We start from the raw sequence: 15,884 nt of genomic DNA on the forward strand, positions 1-15,884 counted from the left end.
AGTGAAGGGAGATACAAAATGAACTCACTAATTATCAATACAAATAATCTCACAAAGACCTACAAAAAAAATATAGTTGTAGATTCTTTAAACATGAAAGTCAGTCAAGGTGAGATTTACGGATTTTTAGGTCCGAACGGTGCAGGGAAAACTACGACTATTCGTATGTTGCTTGGTCTTATTCGCCCCACTAAAGGTGATGTGAAGATATTTGATCAGGATTTAAAGAAGGATCGCTTGTCAATTTTAGGGGAAATTGGATCTCTTGTTGAAACACCGACCTACTACGGTCATCTCAGCGGATATGAAAATTTAGAAGCTGCCAGGCGACTGCTGCGAATAGATAATACAGATAGAGTAAAGGAGGTACTCAAAATTGTTCAGCTAGAAGGTGCCAAGGATAAAAAGGTTAAAAATTATTCCCTAGGAATGAAACAAAGGTTGGGTATTGCAACCGCTTTGTTAAATCGCCCACAGCTTTTAATTCTAGATGAACCAACCAATGGTCTTGACCCTGCTGGTATTCATGAAATACGTGAACTTATTAAAGAAATGCCTGCAAAGTTTGGAATGACCGTTTTGGTTTCAAGCCATTTACTTAGTGAAATAGAGTTGATGGCAACTCAGGTGGGGATTATTCAAAACGGGAAGATGCTTTTTCAAGATTCTATTGAGGTTCTAAGGAAAGAAAGTGAACCTAAAATTAAAATAAAAGTCGATAAGCCTTTGGAAGCAGCTAGTTCTCTTAACCATAAAGGCATTGAGGCAAATTTTGAAGAGGAAGAAGGGACTGTGTATATTCAAGAATCTTCACCATCTATAGCCGGGGAAGTCAACAAGATACTAGTAGAGGCTGGATTTACAGTCTCCCGCCTGGAAGGTATGAAAAAGTCACTTGAAGATATCTTCTTAGATCTTACAGGGAAAGGACAGAGCTTATAATGGGACCGATATTCTCGTCCGATTTAGTTAAAATAAAACGTTCATGGTTTTGGGGACTTGTCCTATTTTTCCCTGCTGTATTAGTAGGAGGGGTAACTCTGCTACTTTTGCTGAATGCTGGTGATATACAGCAGGGGGTCTCGGAAGGTAGGAGTTATAACATTTGGGGTACCATATGGATGATTACATTTTACGGCAACTATTTTATTATCCACCTTTCCGTTACAATTTTATGCTCGTATATTGCTAATTTAGAGCACCAGGCAAGGTCGTGGAAACTTATCTTTTCTATGCCAATATCCAAGACTCAATACTATTGGACGCGCTACATGTGGATATGCTTTGGTGTCCTATTTTCGGGGTTATTTTTAATGGGTGCTATGTGCCTTTCTGGATTTTTATTTGGAGGGAGCGCTACATTTAATGCCTCTAGAATCTTTTATTTTACAATGTTTCCATATCTGACTTCTTTTGCTCTTATTGGGCTGCAGCTATGGATGTCCATGGTATTAAATAATCAGGCGATACCGATGATGATGGGAGGAGTAGGAATAGCCTTGGGGCTATTTTTGATTCAGCTGCCGGGGGTTACACAATATCTTCCGTGGGTCCTGCCATACCAAGTAACATTTTCGAATGAAAATATCATTACTGATTTTTCTAGTATAGTTAATTCCCCTAATTACCAGTGGGAATGGGTTTGGATTAGCGTTGGCATGGGCTTATTTTTCACTATCATTGGATCGATACATTTTTCCAATAGAGAAGTAGATTAGGAGGAAGAGTATGTTTAAAGATGTATTATGGAGTGATTGGCTGAAGCTTAGGAACTATACGCAAATTTGGCTGATTATTCTGATAAAACCTCTATTTCTTACTGTTGTTGGAGTGGCCAACTATGTTACTCATATCCATGTTTTTGAAGAGAATGGAATGGTAGGATGGACGGGGGCATGGACCCAAGTCGAGTTTTTGTATGGAACTGTTCTTTGTCCACTACTTTCAAGTGTGTATCTGGCAATACTCTGCCGTTTTGAACATGCAAATGGGGGGTGGAAGCAACTTTTGTCCTATCCTATTCCCAAAGTATACTTTTATCTATCAAAGATGATATGGGGTTGGCTGTTGGTAGGAATGACAAATGTTATGATGTTTTTGTATTTCCTTATATTAGGGAAAGTGATGGGGGTGACAGGAACATTTCCATATTTCGAATTTTTAGGCCTGTTTCTAAATGGGTGGTTGTCCATTCTGCCTCTTGTAGCCCTTCAAACCTGGTTGGCGATACAATGGCAAAACTTTTCTCTTCCAATTGCCTTGAACTTTGCTTTTATAATTCCGAATATCTTTGTGACAGGTTCAAAGTATGGAAGATATTATCCTTGGTCGCAGCCTGCTTATGCTATGACACCAGAAAATCAACTTGGATTTACACAGACAACCCAAGATTTGTACCTAGCAATAATAGGTGGCTTTCTCTTGTTTAGTTTAGCTGGAGTCTGGAATTTCATGCGTTCTGAAATGAAATAAATACCTATCCAAAATAAGGAGGGAATTATAGTGAAAAAAGGCACCATTATTACCATTATGGCGGTAGCAGTAGTTGTATTAGCTCTCTTATTCTTTTTTGGACCTTTAGGGGAAATGTTTGTATAAACAGGATGGCACGCACATTTCGAAAAATGTACGTGCCAAATGATAAAGTGTTACCAGCGTTTTTAACTTTTATTTTCGGAATTTTCGTTTTTGTTTTGTATACATTCATAATAAAAAGAAAGAACCTCTTATTGATTAGGTAACTGAAATTATAGAAGGAAACATATTAATATATTTTTTATGGATATGAAACTAGTTAGTAAGAACACGACACAAACATAATTAAAATATATTACAAGTTTGTGCCGCAAAAAAATTGCAAAACTATAAACAACATCAAAAAGAATGAAGGGCCTTTCCATATATATAAACACTGCTAACGATAGTTATAGTAATTCATTTGTTTGAACGATTGAATTAATTAAGATTAAGATCTGTATTAGGAGGGGTGTACCCAAGGTGACGAGCCATAGATACAATTTGGCCTTTATGGTGAAACTCATGCGTCTCCGTATGAGTTAAAAGCCATAGCGGCGTTGTGCTCCAAGGCTCTTTTTGCCATTTCACTTCATTTGCTATATTTTCGAGCCACCGGTCATTGTATTCATCTAAAAAACGTTGTACAGTTTCATCTACTAACTTAAATCTAGCACGGACTTTCGTGACATCTGCATGCTCAATTTCATAATTACTAGCAAATGAAAAATCTGCCCGTTTTTGCTTGAATGCGAATGATCCAAGCCAGTATCGGTAGCAATCAGCTACATGAATATGGGTCTTTATAATACTACCGTTTCCGAAATTGGGAACAGTGCTATGTAATTTTTCTAGCGGGATTTCTTCCAAAAACGAAAATAAAGTTTCTCTTGTAGAGCGAATAAGGTGATATTGCTGTTTTAAAACATGTAACATGAAATTAACACTCCTCTTTTACTTACTAAACTATTTGTGTAGTAAGTAATTCTATATTTACGAGGGTGGAACCTTTTTATTATTTTTACTAAGCATATTAGATGTATTTCTTATTTGTTTCTGATAGATTAAACAAGGTGAAAGTTTAATAAGTTGAACATTCTTAGTTCATAATAAATGGTACATGAAGAAGGAGAACGATTAAATGAATAGACTAGTTGGCTTAAAACAATTTGAAATAACACGTGGGGAATTGCTTAAATTTATGGAGATGCTAGACGATAAAACTGTAGATACACAGCCAGAAGGTTTTAACAATACAATTCGTTGGCATATCGGTCATGTGTTAACGGCAGCAGAAGTTTTCATGTTTGGAAAAGAATTTAAACAATTACCAACTGAATATCCAGGTATGTTTGGGTATGGATCAAGACCATCTAAATGGAAAACAGAGGGGCCGTCATTGGAAGTGTTAGCGGCTCAATTAAAAGAACAAGCGAAACGTATTAATGAAATTCCAGCAGAAGCATTTGAAAATAAACTTCCAGAGCCATTCCTAGGATTGGAAACAGTAGGGGAGCTATACGGTATGATGCTTTATCATGAAGCAGATCATATTGGTCAAATGAAGGCAATGGAACGTATTATTAAAGCTCTTTAGTCTTAATTGCATATAACGAGCAATACAGGTGTAATGTTAAATAATATATACAAAAAAGGTAGATAAATTATTATCTACCTTTTTTGTATAACTTCTTGAAGAATTAGGGATTATCATCGTGATGCTGATGAAGAAGGAGAAGAAACTAATATATAGGGATAAAGAAATTTTATCATTTTTATAGTGAGATTATTAATTATAGTATTCCTAAATATGGAATATACGTATAATAAAAGAGAAAAATTAGAAATAGGGGTGAATACTATGATTACATTAGAACAAAAGCTGGAGCAATACACACATACATATGCACAGATAAAGGGAGAACTAAAATGGAAAACGAGTGATTCTCGAACAGGAATGATGATTGCTGCTATGTATGCAAGTAGTGATAAATTGCTTGATCTCAAACGTTTTTTAGAAATTAGTAGTTATATTAAGAATGAGGTAGGAATGTTTTCATACTTAAAGTCTTATCATCGCTTTGTGGTGGCCGCAACATTAGATATTCACTTTACAGATTACAAGAAAGCTTTTCGGAATTTTTTAGATTTATATGAACAATTGGTCGCTGGTGGTTTTAGCCGGAGTATATTTACTTATCTTGCAGCAGCTGTGCTTTTAACAGAAGATAATGAACATCATGGCACGCACATTCAGCGTTCGATGCAAGTATATAAACGTATGAAAGAGGATCATCTTTTTCTAACAGGTACAAATGATTATCCGCTCGCGGTTTTATTAGCGGGACAATCAGAGCATGTAGAAACACTTATGGATCGAGTGGAGCGTCTTTATCAGAAACTAGCGAAAGCTGGCTTACGTAAAGGGAATGATCTTCAATTTTTAAGTCATATTCTTTCATTAAAGAAGGATGTCCGTGAAGAAATATTAGTTGCAACATGCACAAACATATGGAATTTGTTAAAGCAAGAAAAGGTAAAAGTGAAACAAATGCATTACCCAGCAATCGGGCTATTAGCGTTACTAGAGGATGGAGAAAAAGAGATTCATTCTATTAAAGCGTTGATTGAAAAATTGCAGGGGGAGAAATTGTTCCGTTGGCATACAGATACGAATATTCTTATTGCTATTCAACTGTTCGTAAGTCAGAAAGGTGAGGAAAGTAAAGCTACCAACACAGGTTTACAAACTATGATAGAAGTCCTCATCCAAGCGCAACAGGCAGCTATGATGGCAACGATTGCCGCTTCATCTGCAGCAACCTCTTCTGCTAGTAGTAGTTCATAATGTGCAAATGCTTATGCTCTTGTAAATTATGATGAATTTATAACGAACGGTTTAAAAAATATTAATAAAAAAGCCCATTACTCTCTAATGAGTGATGGGCTATCTGTTTTTACATAATCAGCGTTATCTTTTCGACGCCTTCAAATATTTAAGTTGTGTAACAATCATAATGCTAATAACAACGAGTAAAAACCATGAGCTAATTTTGCTTAAGTGAACGAGATTCCATACTTCTCGTTGATTTGGATATTGCCATGCTCCGAAAAATGTTGCGATGTTTTCGGCAATCCAAATAAAGAATCCGATAAGAAAAAAGGAGAGAACGAGTGGCATTTTATATGTAACGCCTCGTAATGAAAATTCCACAAATGTCCGAAAGAAAACAATGAATAATAGTAAAGTTAATACCCACCTAAAGTCATATAGAAAATGATGTGTGAAAAAATTAAAGTAAATCATTGCTCCTAGCGGTACGGCAAAAATAGCCCTCGGCCAGAGATACATTTGTAAATGCAATCTTCTCCACGCTTGGCATATGTAACTTGCAACACTTGCATACATAAAGCCGCTGTAAAGTGGAACTCCAAAAACCTTTGAATATGCCTCTTCCGGATAACTCCATGAACCGAAATGAACTTTATATATTTCTAGTAAAAGGCCGATGAGGTGGAAGACCGTAATTACTTTTAATTCGTCTTTCGTCTCAAGGCCAGTCTTGTACATAACCCACTGCATAAGAAGGCATACGATGAGTATGAAATCGTAGCGGTAGAATCCTGGGATAGAAATGATTTTTGATAGGGCTAGTGTTAAGAAAATAATAACTGGGAATAAGCAAGATAATGCTTGCTCGTAAGTGAAGTATAGTAGTTGTTTTAAATAGAACATTGTGTCACCTTCGATTTTTTTGTTAGAAAACTCAAAATAATGATTAAGTATACTACAATTCGAAAAATATTCCAGTAGTCTATTTTGCATGTATTTGTAAGTTTTGGATAGAAATCGTAATAAGTATTTTAATATTTAACAAAGTAAAAAAATAGTTTGCAATTTAAAAAAAGTGGGGATATAATATCTAAATGAAAATGATAATTATTATCAATAATAATTATAAATAAAAAACAATTATAAAAAACAACTGAATATAAAGGATGAAATGAAACATGTTACATAAGCCTGCTGTATATGCTGGCAATAATCGCTGGCTACATATTAAGTTCATATGTTTCATGAGCTTAACAATTTTATCTTTAATCGGCTCTATATTTTTAGCTGTTGCATTTGGTGCAAAGGATATCCATTTGCAAACCGTATGGACAGCGGTTTTTGATTATAATCTGAAATTAACGCAGCACCAAATTATTTATGAATTAAGACTTCCAAGGGTAATTGGTGCAGCAGTTGTAGGAGCGGCTTTTGCAGTGGCTGGAGCTGTTATGCAGGGAGTAACACGAAATCCTTTAGCGGATGCAGGTGTGCTTGGCATAAATGCAGGTGCGATGTTTGTAGTAGCACTTAGTTTTGCCTTTTTCCCGCATATGCCGTATTCCTATTTAATGATTGTCTCCTTTATTGGAGCGGTCTTAAGTACAGTGCTCATTTTTATTATCGGATCAGCAACATCAGGCGGATTAACACCGATGAGGTTAACGATCGCTGGGGCAGTTATGGCTGCGCTTTTACATTCGTTAAGTTCAGGTGTCGCGATTTATTATGACTTAAGTCAAGATTTAGCGTTTTGGTACGCTGGTGGTGTTGCAGGTGTTAAGTGGGAACACTTGAAATTTTTAGTTCCTATTATTCTCATAACAATTCTTTTTGCAACAGTGATAGGGCGGTCTATTTCACTCATATCAATGGGGGATGACGTCGCTACGAATTTAGGAGTAAAAACGAACCGAACGAGAATACTAGGGATGATTATAGTAGTCATTCTTGCAGGTGTATCTGTTTCAGCAGTTGGTTCTATCGGATTTGTAGGACTTGTTATTCCGCATATTGCTAGAAAATTAGTTGGTGTGAATTATCGACTTATTATTCCTATGTCGGCGTTATTAGGAGCTATGTTATTAGTTTTAGCTGACTTAGGGGCAAGAATAGTAAATCCTCCTAAAGAACTTGCAATAGGAATTATGGTGGCTCTTGTTGGAGTTCCGTTCTTCCTCTATATAGCACGTAAAGTTGGGAGGGAGTTGTAAGTGAAGAAGATTTTAAACACGGATAAAAAGAGAGCCGTTACTGTAACTACAATATTCGGTTGTATTGGTATCGCTGTCATTTTGCTTAGCTTAAATACGGGGACACTAAGCATAGCGCCACTTAAAGTAATTCAAACACTTTTCGGTTATGGTGATTTTGAGAGCGCAACAGTGCTATACGATTATCGTATGCCAAGAATTATAATCACCATGTTAGCTGGTATTGGCCTTGGGATTTCTGGTGCGATTTTACAAGGATTATCACGTAATGCACTTGCAGACCCTGGTATTTTAGGATTACATGCAGGTGCATCCTTCGGGCTAATTCTATTCGTTACGTTCTTTCATTCTATTAATGAGAATGCATCGATTTTAATACCGTTATTTACATTTGGCGGAGGAGTATTAGCTGCATTTCTTATTATTTTACTTGCGAGTGATCGGTCAAATGCTTTACTTCCCATTAGACTTATTCTCGTTGGTATTGCAGTTTCAGCTGGTTTTAGTGCAATTTCATTATTTTTCTCTCTCAAGTTAAATGATGAGACGTATACATTCGCTTCTAGATGGCTAGTTGGTAATGTGTGGGGAAGGGATTGGATTCATGTCCTTGCATTATTACCTTGGATTTTCATACTAACCCCTTATGCGTGGCTAAAATCTAAAACGTTAAATGCATTGTCACTAGGTGATAGTGTAGCGGCAGGACTTGGTGTTTCTGTTCAAAAAGAACGGTTATTACTATTAGCTACAGCGGTTGGATTATCTTGCGCGAGTGTATCGATGGCAGGAGGGATTGGTTTTATCGGTTTAGTTGCTCCGCATATCGCAAGGAAGTTAGTAGGTACTACATATCAACACTTTCTTCCTTTAGCTGGCATTATCGGAATGATTATTTTAGTACTAGCAGATACGATAGGTCGTTCTATATTTGAACCAAATTCTATTCCGGCTGGTGTAGTAGTGGCAGCTTTAGGAGCACCGTATTTTCTTTATTTACTTACAAAAACAAAATAAATACTTCAAAGAGGAGAACATATGAAAAAGAAACTTACTATTTTATTTAGCGTAATGTGTATTTTAGTATTAGCAGCATGTGGTCAAACGAAAGCTAATGAAGAGGCAACGAAAAAAACGGAAAAAAATAATGACCCAAAAATTGCTTCAATGTCTATTCATTTAACGAATGATTTACTTGCATTAGGAATTACACCAGTAGGTTCTGTAATTGGGGGAGATTTAAAAGATTTCTTACCCCATGCAAAAGAACAACTGAAAGATACGAAGAAACTTGGTGTTGTAACTGATCCGAATATGGAAGCATTACTTCAATTAAAGCCAACTGACATTTATGTTGATGAAAAATATGCTGGAAAAGATGTAGCGAAATACGAAAAAATTGCAAGAACACATACTTTCAATTTAGATGAAGGTACGTGGAGAGACCATTTAAAACAAGTTGGTAAACTTGTAAACCGTGAGAAAGAAGCTGATACATATATTCAAGATTATGAAGAGCAATCAAAACGAGTAAAAAGTTTAATAGATAAAGAGCTAGGTAATAACGAAAAAGTAATGGCAATTCGTGTTACTGCAAAAGAATTACGTGTATTTAGTACGAAAAGACCGATGGGACCAATTTTATTCCAAGACTTAGGATTACAACCTGCAAATGGTGTAGAGAAAATCGATGGAAACCGTCCTTTCGAAGTCATTTCACAAGAAGTATTACCTGACTTTGATGCAGATGCTATATTTGTTGTTGTAAATAGAGATGATAAAGCAAAAGAAGCATTTAAACAACTTCAAGAAAAACCAATTTGGAAAGACTTAAAAGCTGTTAAAGGCAAGCATGTATACATTATCAATGATCAACCATGGCTTGACTATTCTGCTTTAGGTAACAAAATGGCAATGGATGAAGCGGAGAAAATGTTTACGAAATAATATCGATTCGTTGTTAGGAAGATCCTCTAAATTTTGAGGGTCTTTTTTTATTGTTAGAATAAATAAAAAATTATACAATGAACGTAATTTAATGCAGAGGAGATGTGCCAATGTCAGCGCTTATTGTAAGTATCCCGTTTATAAAGCGGTTTATGGAACAAGGGGATAAATAGGCTAAAATAAGTATCCCCGTTATTAAAAAGGGGGAGTTTGAAATGACAATGAATCTTTTTCAAAATAAAACGATTAAATTAACAGCTATGAGAGAAGCAGATGCTGAAGTAATGGCTATGTGGCAAGAAGATAGTGAGTATGTAAGAAATGTAGATACAGATGTAGCATTCCCACAATCGATACATGAAATAGCAAGTAATGGGCTATTAAAGGGACGGAGATCGAATAGTGTATCTTTCATGGTAAGGACAGTTCAAGATGATCGATTAATTGGTTTTGTGGCGATTCATGGCATAGAGTGGAATAACAGAACGGGTTTGTTAGCAATTGGTATAGGAGATGCGAATAATAGAGGAAAAGGATATGGGAAGGAAGCGATACATCTTATTCTAAAGTATGCTTTCTATGAATTGAATTTACACCGCATCGGTCTCGATGTTATTTCGTATAATAAACCTGCCATTGCATTGTATAAAAAGATGGGTTTTCAAATGGAAGGCTTTATGAGAGAAGCGGTTCAAAGAGATGGAAAGTGTTTTGATCGTATCATTATGGGGATATTGCGGAATGAATGGATAGAGCTACAAGGTTAGAAAGTATATTCGGAATTATATATATAGTATGCAGGAGAAATAATGATAATTGGCGAAAATTTACAGTGTACTGATTGAATTTATAAGGGGCTATGCAAAATGAATTTAGAAAAAGCAAAACCAGTAAATGAAGAGGTCGCTGAATTAAAGGAGTTAATTAAAGAATTGCACGGAAGTGTACATCAACTGCAAAGCGAAGTGCAGCAACTAAGGCACGAAAGACCGGTTGTAGAAGTGAGGAAAGGTGTTCAACTATCGCCAACAATCGTTGGACAAATTGGTGGTATGATTTTAGGTGGATTAGCAATTATCGGTATATTTTGGTGATGAAAAAAGGTTTGCAGCACGGATGCTGCAAACCTTTTGTATGTGACGATATAATTTCATGCAATACAACTTTTACATTAAATAACGTAAATATATATAAGCATGTGATAATAGTAATGCAATGATTGTTAACGGCAAACCAATTTTTAAGAAGTCCATATAAGAGAAAGCATGTCCTTCACGTTTTGCAATACCAGCAACGACTACGTTTGCTGACGCTCCGATTAACGTTCCGTTTCCTCCTAAGCAAGCTCCAAGTGATAATGCCCACCATAGTACTTCGATTTGCGGAGAATCAACAGATAGTCCGAGTCCTGTAGCTAAGTCTTGAATAAGTGGTATCATCGTTGCGACAAATGGGATATTGTCAATTGTTGCAGATGCGATACCTGATACCCATAAAATAAGTATAGCGGCGAAACCGATATCGCCATTTGTGACGTCGATTACTTCTTTTGCGAGTGAAGAAATAAGTCCGATATCAATTAAACCACCAACGAGAACGAATAGTCCGGCGAAGAAGAAAATGGTTACCCATTCGACGTGGGCAAATACATCTTCAATATCATGTTCTTTCACACCGATTAACATAAGAAGTGTAGCACCTGTCATCGCGATAACTGCAGCATCTACATGAATAATGGAATGAAGTACAAAGCCTAAAATAGTTAGTCCTAAAATCGAAATGGATTTCAAAAGGAGGCTTTGATCTTTAATATAATCTTTTTCATTTAATGCCATTAATTTTTCGATTTGCTCAGGTGTTGTTTTTAGTTTGTTACGATACATGAAGTAAATAATGCCAAGTGTCACGATAGAAATAATAATTACAATAGGAGCTAAGTTAAGTAAAAAGGCATTGAAGTCTAAATGCTTATTTGCTGATCCGATCATAATATTAGGTGGATCACCGATTAATGTTGCTGTTCCGCCTATATTTGAAAATAATACTTCTGAAATCAAATAAGGAACAGGATTAACTTTTAAAATACGTGTAATGGATAGCGTAACAGGTACGATTAATAATACGGTTGTTACGTTGTCCAAAAATGCTGATCCGACAGCAGTTAATAGGGATAGCAATAATAAAATGCGGATTGGTTTTCCGTCGGCTGCTTTTGCTGCTTTAATGGCCACAAATTCAAATACGCCTGATTGACTCGTAATATGTACGAGAATCATCATCCCAATTAAAAGGGTAATCGTTTCCCATTGAATATGAGATGTGAAAGCAGTATGTAATTCAACAACTCCAAAAATAATCATAATAGCAGCACCGAATAGTGCGATTACAGCACGATTCAATTTCTCAGAAATAATAAATCCGTACGTGACTAAAAATACGGCAATTGCAAAATAATATTGCCAATTTGCTACTTCATGTGCTGATTGTTCCAATCATGTCACCTTCTTTAAAGTATGTATTCAATTGTAAACATGCATCCTTCTGCATAATTTATATTGTAGCAAATTCAAAAAAGAAAGAAAACTATTTAACAAAGTGAAGGAAAAAATGATGATTTTACAGATTTTCCGAATAGGAAAGCCCACTACGGTGCGATAGTACCCCCTTTAGGGGTGGATGATAGTGAGGTCAAATGCGATGTACAGATAAAATACCGAAAGTATGTTCTGTACATCGAGTATTTGAAATGGTATAATTTTCATAACAGACAAGTAAAAGTCTCTAAAACAATCTTGTTCTCTGAAAACAGAATACATATGAGGTTGGAGTAACAAATTCTTCTGCTCCGTAAAATGTATTGAGTCGTCAAGTACAAGACGCTAAAACACATTTGAGAACTCACAATCTGACTCGTTTGGTAATAGAACGAGTGCCGTATCTGCTAGATGCACTGGATACGGAGTGGTGATGGCACACCGCAATCTTGCACGTCAGCGATACTAGAAATAGACGTCGCCTTTGGTAGCAAGAATCCCATTGACGTTAGTCAGCTTGCGGCTTTAGCCGTGGGAGTGTCAAATATGATATAAAAAAATGAAGAAACACAGTGCAAATTATTAGGAAAAGTGGGCGTTGTCCTCTAATATAGAGATAGCAATTTACATTATTTTTGCGTAAAATGGTTTAAAGAGGTGAATTCCGATGGAAATAGTAAAAGATAGTTCTCTTATTCAAAATGAAATTGAACGTTTTGTAAATAAAGATGTATATATTCATTTAGAAACGACGAACGGAGCGTACGCGTCACACTTTAATGAAAAGATGATGACAGTTGGAGCATTTATTCGAAATGCAATTATTCGCTTTGAGCGCGGGAAGATTACTGGAACAAACCCATACCGAGTTGGTTTAAAGATGGATCATGGCTGGGTATATGCAGAAGGTATTACGCACTGGGAAGTAGACGATAAAGAGCGTTTATTACTTGCAGGGCACGATAATCAAGGTCGCTTAGCAGTAGCGCTTGAGTTAAGCTTAACGCCATTTAAGTAAGAAGGAGGGAAACTTATGGAGAGACATGTACTTGTTGTATTTCCGCATCCAGATGATGAAGCATTTGCGGCGGGAGGAACAATTCGCTTATTAACAGATCAAGGAGTACCTGTAACGTATGCGTGCGGTACGCTAGGACAAATGGGACGTAACATGGGTAAGAACGTGTTTGCTAACCGTGAAACGATTCCAAATATACGTGAAAAAGAATTAAAAGATGCATGTGAAGCGATGGGAATCAAAGATTTAAGAATGCTTGGTTTCCATGATAAAACGTTAGAATTTGAAGATGTTGATTTCGTTGCAGACAAAATTGAAGCAATCATTCAAGAAGTAAATCCATCTCGAATTATTACATTTTATCCAGAGCACGGCGTACATCCAGATCATGATGCATTTGGCCGCGCTGTCGTTCGCGCCGTATCACGTATGTCAAAAGAAGAACGTCCAGTTATTCATGCGGTTGCGATTACGAAAAATCGTGAAGCTGTACTCGGTGAGCCAGATGTTGTAAACAATATTAGTGAAGTATTCGAGCATAAATTAGCTGCACTAGGTGCGCACCGTTCGCAAACAGAAGCGATGCTTGAAGAGACACACGCGAAAATCAAAAACAAAGATGCAGCAACATTAAAATGGTTGCAACTTGAACAATTTTGGACTTATAAATGGGAGTAGGCTAGAAGGGTATCTTCTAGTAGCTCTTACATAGAAAACGCACCGTCATTTGTGACGGTGCGTTTTTCTTTATTCTCTTGCTATTTGCAAGCAACCTTCACTTTATCCCGAATTAACGGGCAGTAAGACACCCGCCTCAAAATTCGGGTGGGCCAAAGAAGTCAGGTGGCAGATCAACTGTCCATAAAAGCCCGATTGGTGAAGGCTAATAATCAGTAGGTGGTGAACAAAACCCTCACTTTATCTCGTACTCCATTCTTTTGCGAATTCATCATAATATGCTTCGCTCCAATGGTATGGCTGCAATTCTTTTAACGGCTTAAAAATGATATCCTGTTTAGAATTTGTAATGGCGCATAGTACTTCTGGTCCCCAATAAAATAAACGTTCTTGGCATACACCACAAGGTGATAATACTTTTAATTCAGAATGCTCATTTTCCCTTGCGAGACAAATAGAATGTGTAACTTTCTTTTGAAATTTATGCGCTTCTAAAATTGCACCTGTTTCCATACAAAGTTCTGTTGAAGCGTTTATTACGTCAGGTGCTACACTTGTATAAATAGATCCATCTTCTACACGAATTGCTGCAGCTCCGCCCCAACCATGTGGATATCTTTGGTCAATTAAATTTTTCGCTGCATCATATAATTGTTGTTCAATGCTCAATTGTAGTTCCTCATTTCTACGTAATTTTCGATTCAATGAATGTTATTTCTTAATACTACCGATAAAAAAGAATAGATACCCAATTTCAAACTATGAATGCAAGAATTACTCTTCATCTGCATACTTTTCCTCTAAAGAGATTAAAATAGCAATTAACCCGAGTACTATAATAATTAAAGTGGTTATAAAAGATTTAGAAAGAGTAAAAGAACCTGCAATGAAAGGTGATAAAAACTTGAATGACAGTATACTAGATAGTAAGGACACTACTAAAATGGCAAAAAGAGCTACATTTTTATTACTAATAGATGATTGTAAAAAGTCTTTAATAAAGCCAATAGAGACGAATATAGTTAATATGATAAGGGAAATAAAATAATGTGTTACATTTGTCATACTAATAGTAGGATCGTCTATTATGTAGGCAAGTAACTTAGATATTAACATACCACCAAACAATAGAATGATAAAAGCGAGTAATTCTGTTGACATATAAGTGCTGAAATTATCTTTCTTTTTAAAGAGCTTATAGCTGAGAGTAGCCTGGATTATTTGCATGATAAATAGAGCGATAATCCACACATAATAGACAAGTGGTAATTCTCCTGAGAATAGAGAGATTAGGAAATTTATTACTGTCCTTAAAATTTCAATCATTACCAAAGTCCTCCTGTTTGTAAGCTTGTGACATTAAAATATGCTAGTCTATCGTTTAATAATTAAACTTATGAATTCAAACTATTTCTAATTATTCCATAAAAAGGTGACTGTATCAAGTTATCTTTTTAATAATCCTCCAAGGCCGAGCACTAGTAAAAGAAACGCAATATGTAATATAATTGAAAAAGTATATTTAAAAATCGATGTTAATATTACCCTCCTATAAGTATTAACATACGTAATTGAGGTGTTTTCTTTGTTGTTTTATGATCGAATTTCTATAATGGCCCCTCCTGTTCCGTAGCTAAAGAAAGTCTTTTTATTTCTGAGATTTTCAAAGTTATAGGAGGGTATGAAAAATGAAAAAAGTCTCAGTACCATCACTTTTGTTAATGATTATTCTTGTCGCATTTCCGCAAATTAGTGAAACGATTTACACACCGTCTTTACCTGATATTTCAAAGGCGTTACATGTAAGTAATAATGAGGTGCAGTTAACACTTAGTGTGTATTTTGCTGGATTTGCTTTAGGTGTATTTTTTATTGGATGGTTATCGGATATTATTGGCCGTCGCCCGGCAATGTTATTTGGAATTGTCGTATATGGCGCTGGAAGTTTCTTATGCTTTATTGCAAATTCCATTGAAGTTTTATTGCTAAGTCGTTTTATCCAAGCGTTTGGAGCAAGTGCTGGCTCTGTTGTGACACAAACGATTCTTCGTGAAAGTGTAGAAGGGTAACTAACTGTTACGATTTATTTAACCAATTATAACGAAAGTTAATTAAATATATCAGTAAGCCCTGCTAGTCAAGTGATT

The 15,884-nt window shown here is 36.0% G+C and carries 17 protein-coding genes and 2 pseudogenes; 14 read left to right on the top strand and 5 right to left on the bottom strand.

The genetic code is table 11. The features are described 5' to 3' along the window. Positions 1–18: 18 nt before the first annotated feature. The 4 genes and pseudogenes from PDK19_RS15200 to PDK19_RS15215 all read left to right on the top strand — a co-directional run. A complete protein-coding gene (locus PDK19_RS15200) occupies positions 19–942 on the top strand; it encodes an ABC transporter ATP-binding protein (RefSeq protein WP_049114108.1) in 924 nt (307 codons plus the stop codon). Next, entirely contained in the window at positions 942–1,718 is a 777-nt protein-coding gene (locus tag PDK19_RS15205; protein ID WP_049114107.1) for an ABC transporter permease, read from the top strand. Before PDK19_RS15200 ends, PDK19_RS15205 begins: the two co-directional genes overlap by 1 nt. 10 nt (positions 1,719–1,728) lie before the next feature. Continuing rightward, positions 1,729–2,472 (top strand): ABC transporter permease, encoded by a 744-nt coding sequence (locus tag PDK19_RS15210; protein WP_270707484.1) that lies wholly within the window; start codon positions 1,729–1,731, stop codon positions 2,470–2,472. 149 nt (positions 2,473–2,621) lie between these two features. Beyond that, a pseudogene (locus PDK19_RS15215) lies at positions 2,622–2,741 on the top strand (CPBP family intramembrane glutamic endopeptidase); the annotation flags it as partial. Between the two features lie 214 nt (positions 2,742–2,955). Here PDK19_RS15215 and PDK19_RS15220 read toward each other — a convergent pair. Further along, positions 2,956–3,450, bottom strand: coding sequence for a DinB family protein (locus PDK19_RS15220; RefSeq protein ID WP_049114105.1), 495 nt, complete (start codon positions 3,448–3,450; stop codon positions 2,956–2,958). 205 nt (positions 3,451–3,655) lie between these two features. Here PDK19_RS15220 and PDK19_RS15225 point away from each other — a divergent pair, with 205 nt between their 5' ends. Together PDK19_RS15225 and PDK19_RS15230 are read left to right on the top strand one after the other, a co-directional pair. Next, positions 3,656–4,111, top strand: coding sequence for a DinB family protein (locus PDK19_RS15225; RefSeq protein WP_049114103.1), 456 nt, complete (start codon positions 3,656–3,658; stop codon positions 4,109–4,111). Positions 4,112–4,324: 213 nt separating this feature from the next. Continuing rightward, complete coding sequence (locus PDK19_RS15230; RefSeq protein WP_270707486.1) at positions 4,325–5,362, top strand: DUF4003 domain-containing protein; 1,038 nt, start codon at positions 4,325–4,327, stop codon at positions 5,360–5,362. A 123-nt stretch (positions 5,363–5,485) separates the two neighbouring features. Here PDK19_RS15230 and PDK19_RS15235 read toward each other — a convergent pair whose 3' ends face one another. Then, the gene (locus PDK19_RS15235; RefSeq protein WP_074615680.1) at positions 5,486–6,250 is read right to left on the bottom strand and encodes a DUF817 domain-containing protein; all 765 of its coding nucleotides are present in this window, start codon (positions 6,248–6,250) and stop codon (positions 5,486–5,488) included. A 275-nt stretch (positions 6,251–6,525) separates the two neighbouring features. On the opposite strand from PDK19_RS15235, the gene PDK19_RS15240 reads away from it, so the two are divergent. The 5 genes from PDK19_RS15240 (at position 6,526) to PDK19_RS15260 (ending at position 10,601) form a co-directional block, all read left to right on the top strand. Then, positions 6,526–7,560: a FecCD family ABC transporter permease gene (locus tag PDK19_RS15240; protein WP_074615586.1), complete on the top strand. Its 1,035-nt coding sequence runs from the start codon at positions 6,526–6,528 to the stop codon at positions 7,558–7,560. Continuing rightward, positions 7,561–8,577, top strand: a complete 1,017-nt coding sequence (locus PDK19_RS15245; RefSeq protein WP_270707489.1) for a FecCD family ABC transporter permease — start codon at positions 7,561–7,563, stop codon at positions 8,575–8,577. Between the two features lie 21 nt (positions 8,578–8,598). Then, complete coding sequence (locus tag PDK19_RS15250) at positions 8,599–9,507, top strand: iron-hydroxamate ABC transporter substrate-binding protein (RefSeq protein ID WP_074615588.1); 909 nt, start codon at positions 8,599–8,601, stop codon at positions 9,505–9,507. A 215-nt stretch (positions 9,508–9,722) separates the two neighbouring features. After that, complete coding sequence (locus tag PDK19_RS15255) at positions 9,723–10,274, top strand: GNAT family N-acetyltransferase (RefSeq protein WP_074615589.1); 552 nt, start codon at positions 9,723–9,725, stop codon at positions 10,272–10,274. Positions 10,275–10,373: 99 nt separating this feature from the next. Then, complete coding sequence (locus PDK19_RS15260) at positions 10,374–10,601, top strand: hypothetical protein (RefSeq protein WP_001047304.1); 228 nt, start codon at positions 10,374–10,376, stop codon at positions 10,599–10,601. Positions 10,602–10,673: 72 nt separating this feature from the next. Here the strand turns inward: PDK19_RS15260 and PDK19_RS15265 are convergent, their stop codons facing one another. Continuing rightward, positions 10,674–11,999: an ArsB/NhaD family transporter gene (locus tag PDK19_RS15265; RefSeq protein ID WP_074615590.1), complete on the bottom strand. Its 1,326-nt coding sequence runs from the start codon at positions 11,997–11,999 to the stop codon at positions 10,674–10,676. Positions 12,000–12,708: 709 nt separating this feature from the next. Here PDK19_RS15265 and PDK19_RS15270 point away from each other — a divergent pair. Then, positions 12,709–13,059: a YojF family protein gene (locus PDK19_RS15270; protein WP_000407039.1), complete on the top strand. Its 351-nt coding sequence runs from the start codon at positions 12,709–12,711 to the stop codon at positions 13,057–13,059. Between the two features lie 15 nt (positions 13,060–13,074). Further along, positions 13,075–13,737, top strand: coding sequence for a bacillithiol biosynthesis deacetylase BshB2 (gene bshB2 / locus PDK19_RS15275; protein WP_000439461.1), 663 nt, complete (start codon positions 13,075–13,077; stop codon positions 13,735–13,737). Between the two features lie 240 nt (positions 13,738–13,977). Here the strand turns inward: bshB2 and PDK19_RS15280 are convergent, their stop codons facing one another. Together PDK19_RS15280 and PDK19_RS15285 are read right to left on the bottom strand one after the other, a co-directional pair. Beyond that, positions 13,978–14,406, bottom strand: coding sequence for a cytidine deaminase (locus tag PDK19_RS15280; RefSeq protein WP_000021271.1), 429 nt, complete (start codon positions 14,404–14,406; stop codon positions 13,978–13,980). A 105-nt stretch (positions 14,407–14,511) separates the two neighbouring features. Further along, a complete protein-coding gene (locus PDK19_RS15285; protein ID WP_014893573.1) occupies positions 14,512–15,063 on the bottom strand; it encodes a DUF5823 family protein in 552 nt (183 codons plus the stop codon). 362 nt (positions 15,064–15,425) lie between these two features. Between PDK19_RS15285 and PDK19_RS15290 the strand changes: the two are divergent. Further along, a pseudogene (locus PDK19_RS15290) lies at positions 15,426–15,803 on the top strand (MFS transporter); the annotation flags it as partial. Between the last annotated feature and the right edge of the window lie 81 nt (positions 15,804–15,884).

Source organism: Bacillus cereus group sp. BcHK124 (genome assembly GCF_027712065.1).
Classification (GTDB): domain Bacteria; phylum Bacillota; class Bacilli; order Bacillales; family Bacillaceae_G; genus Bacillus_A; species Bacillus_A pacificus.

Excerpts from the sequence above, each read along its gene's own strand:
- PDK19_RS15250 (WP_074615588.1), top strand. The coding sequence starts at position 8,599 with ATGAAAAAGAAACTTACTATTTTATTTAGCGTAATGTGTATTTTAGTA.
- PDK19_RS15225 (WP_049114103.1), top strand. The coding sequence starts at position 3,656 with ATGAATAGACTAGTTGGCTTAAAACAATTTGAAATAACACGTGGGGAA.
- PDK19_RS15205 (WP_049114107.1), top strand. The coding sequence starts at position 942 with ATGGGACCGATATTCTCGTCCGATTTAGTTAAAATAAAACGTTCATGG.
- PDK19_RS15270 (WP_000407039.1), top strand. The coding sequence starts at position 12,709 with ATGGAAATAGTAAAAGATAGTTCTCTTATTCAAAATGAAATTGAACGT.
- PDK19_RS15255 (WP_074615589.1), top strand. The coding sequence starts at position 9,723 with ATGACAATGAATCTTTTTCAAAATAAAACGATTAAATTAACAGCTATG.
- PDK19_RS15285 (WP_014893573.1), bottom strand. The coding sequence starts at position 15,063 with ATGATTGAAATTTTAAGGACAGTAATAAATTTCCTAATCTCTCTATTC.
- PDK19_RS15235 (WP_074615680.1), bottom strand. The coding sequence starts at position 6,250 with ATGTTCTATTTAAAACAACTACTATACTTCACTTACGAGCAAGCATTA.
- PDK19_RS15200 (WP_049114108.1), top strand. The coding sequence starts at position 19 with ATGAACTCACTAATTATCAATACAAATAATCTCACAAAGACCTACAAA.
- PDK19_RS15230 (WP_270707486.1), top strand. The coding sequence starts at position 4,325 with ATGGAATATACGTATAATAAAAGAGAAAAATTAGAAATAGGGGTGAAT.
- bshB2 (WP_000439461.1), top strand. The coding sequence starts at position 13,075 with ATGGAGAGACATGTACTTGTTGTATTTCCGCATCCAGATGATGAAGCA.
- PDK19_RS15220 (WP_049114105.1), bottom strand. The coding sequence starts at position 3,450 with ATGTTACATGTTTTAAAACAGCAATATCACCTTATTCGCTCTACAAGA.
- PDK19_RS15260 (WP_001047304.1), top strand. The coding sequence starts at position 10,374 with ATGAATTTAGAAAAAGCAAAACCAGTAAATGAAGAGGTCGCTGAATTA.
- PDK19_RS15240 (WP_074615586.1), top strand. The coding sequence starts at position 6,526 with ATGTTACATAAGCCTGCTGTATATGCTGGCAATAATCGCTGGCTACAT.
- PDK19_RS15210 (WP_270707484.1), top strand. The coding sequence starts at position 1,729 with ATGTTTAAAGATGTATTATGGAGTGATTGGCTGAAGCTTAGGAACTAT.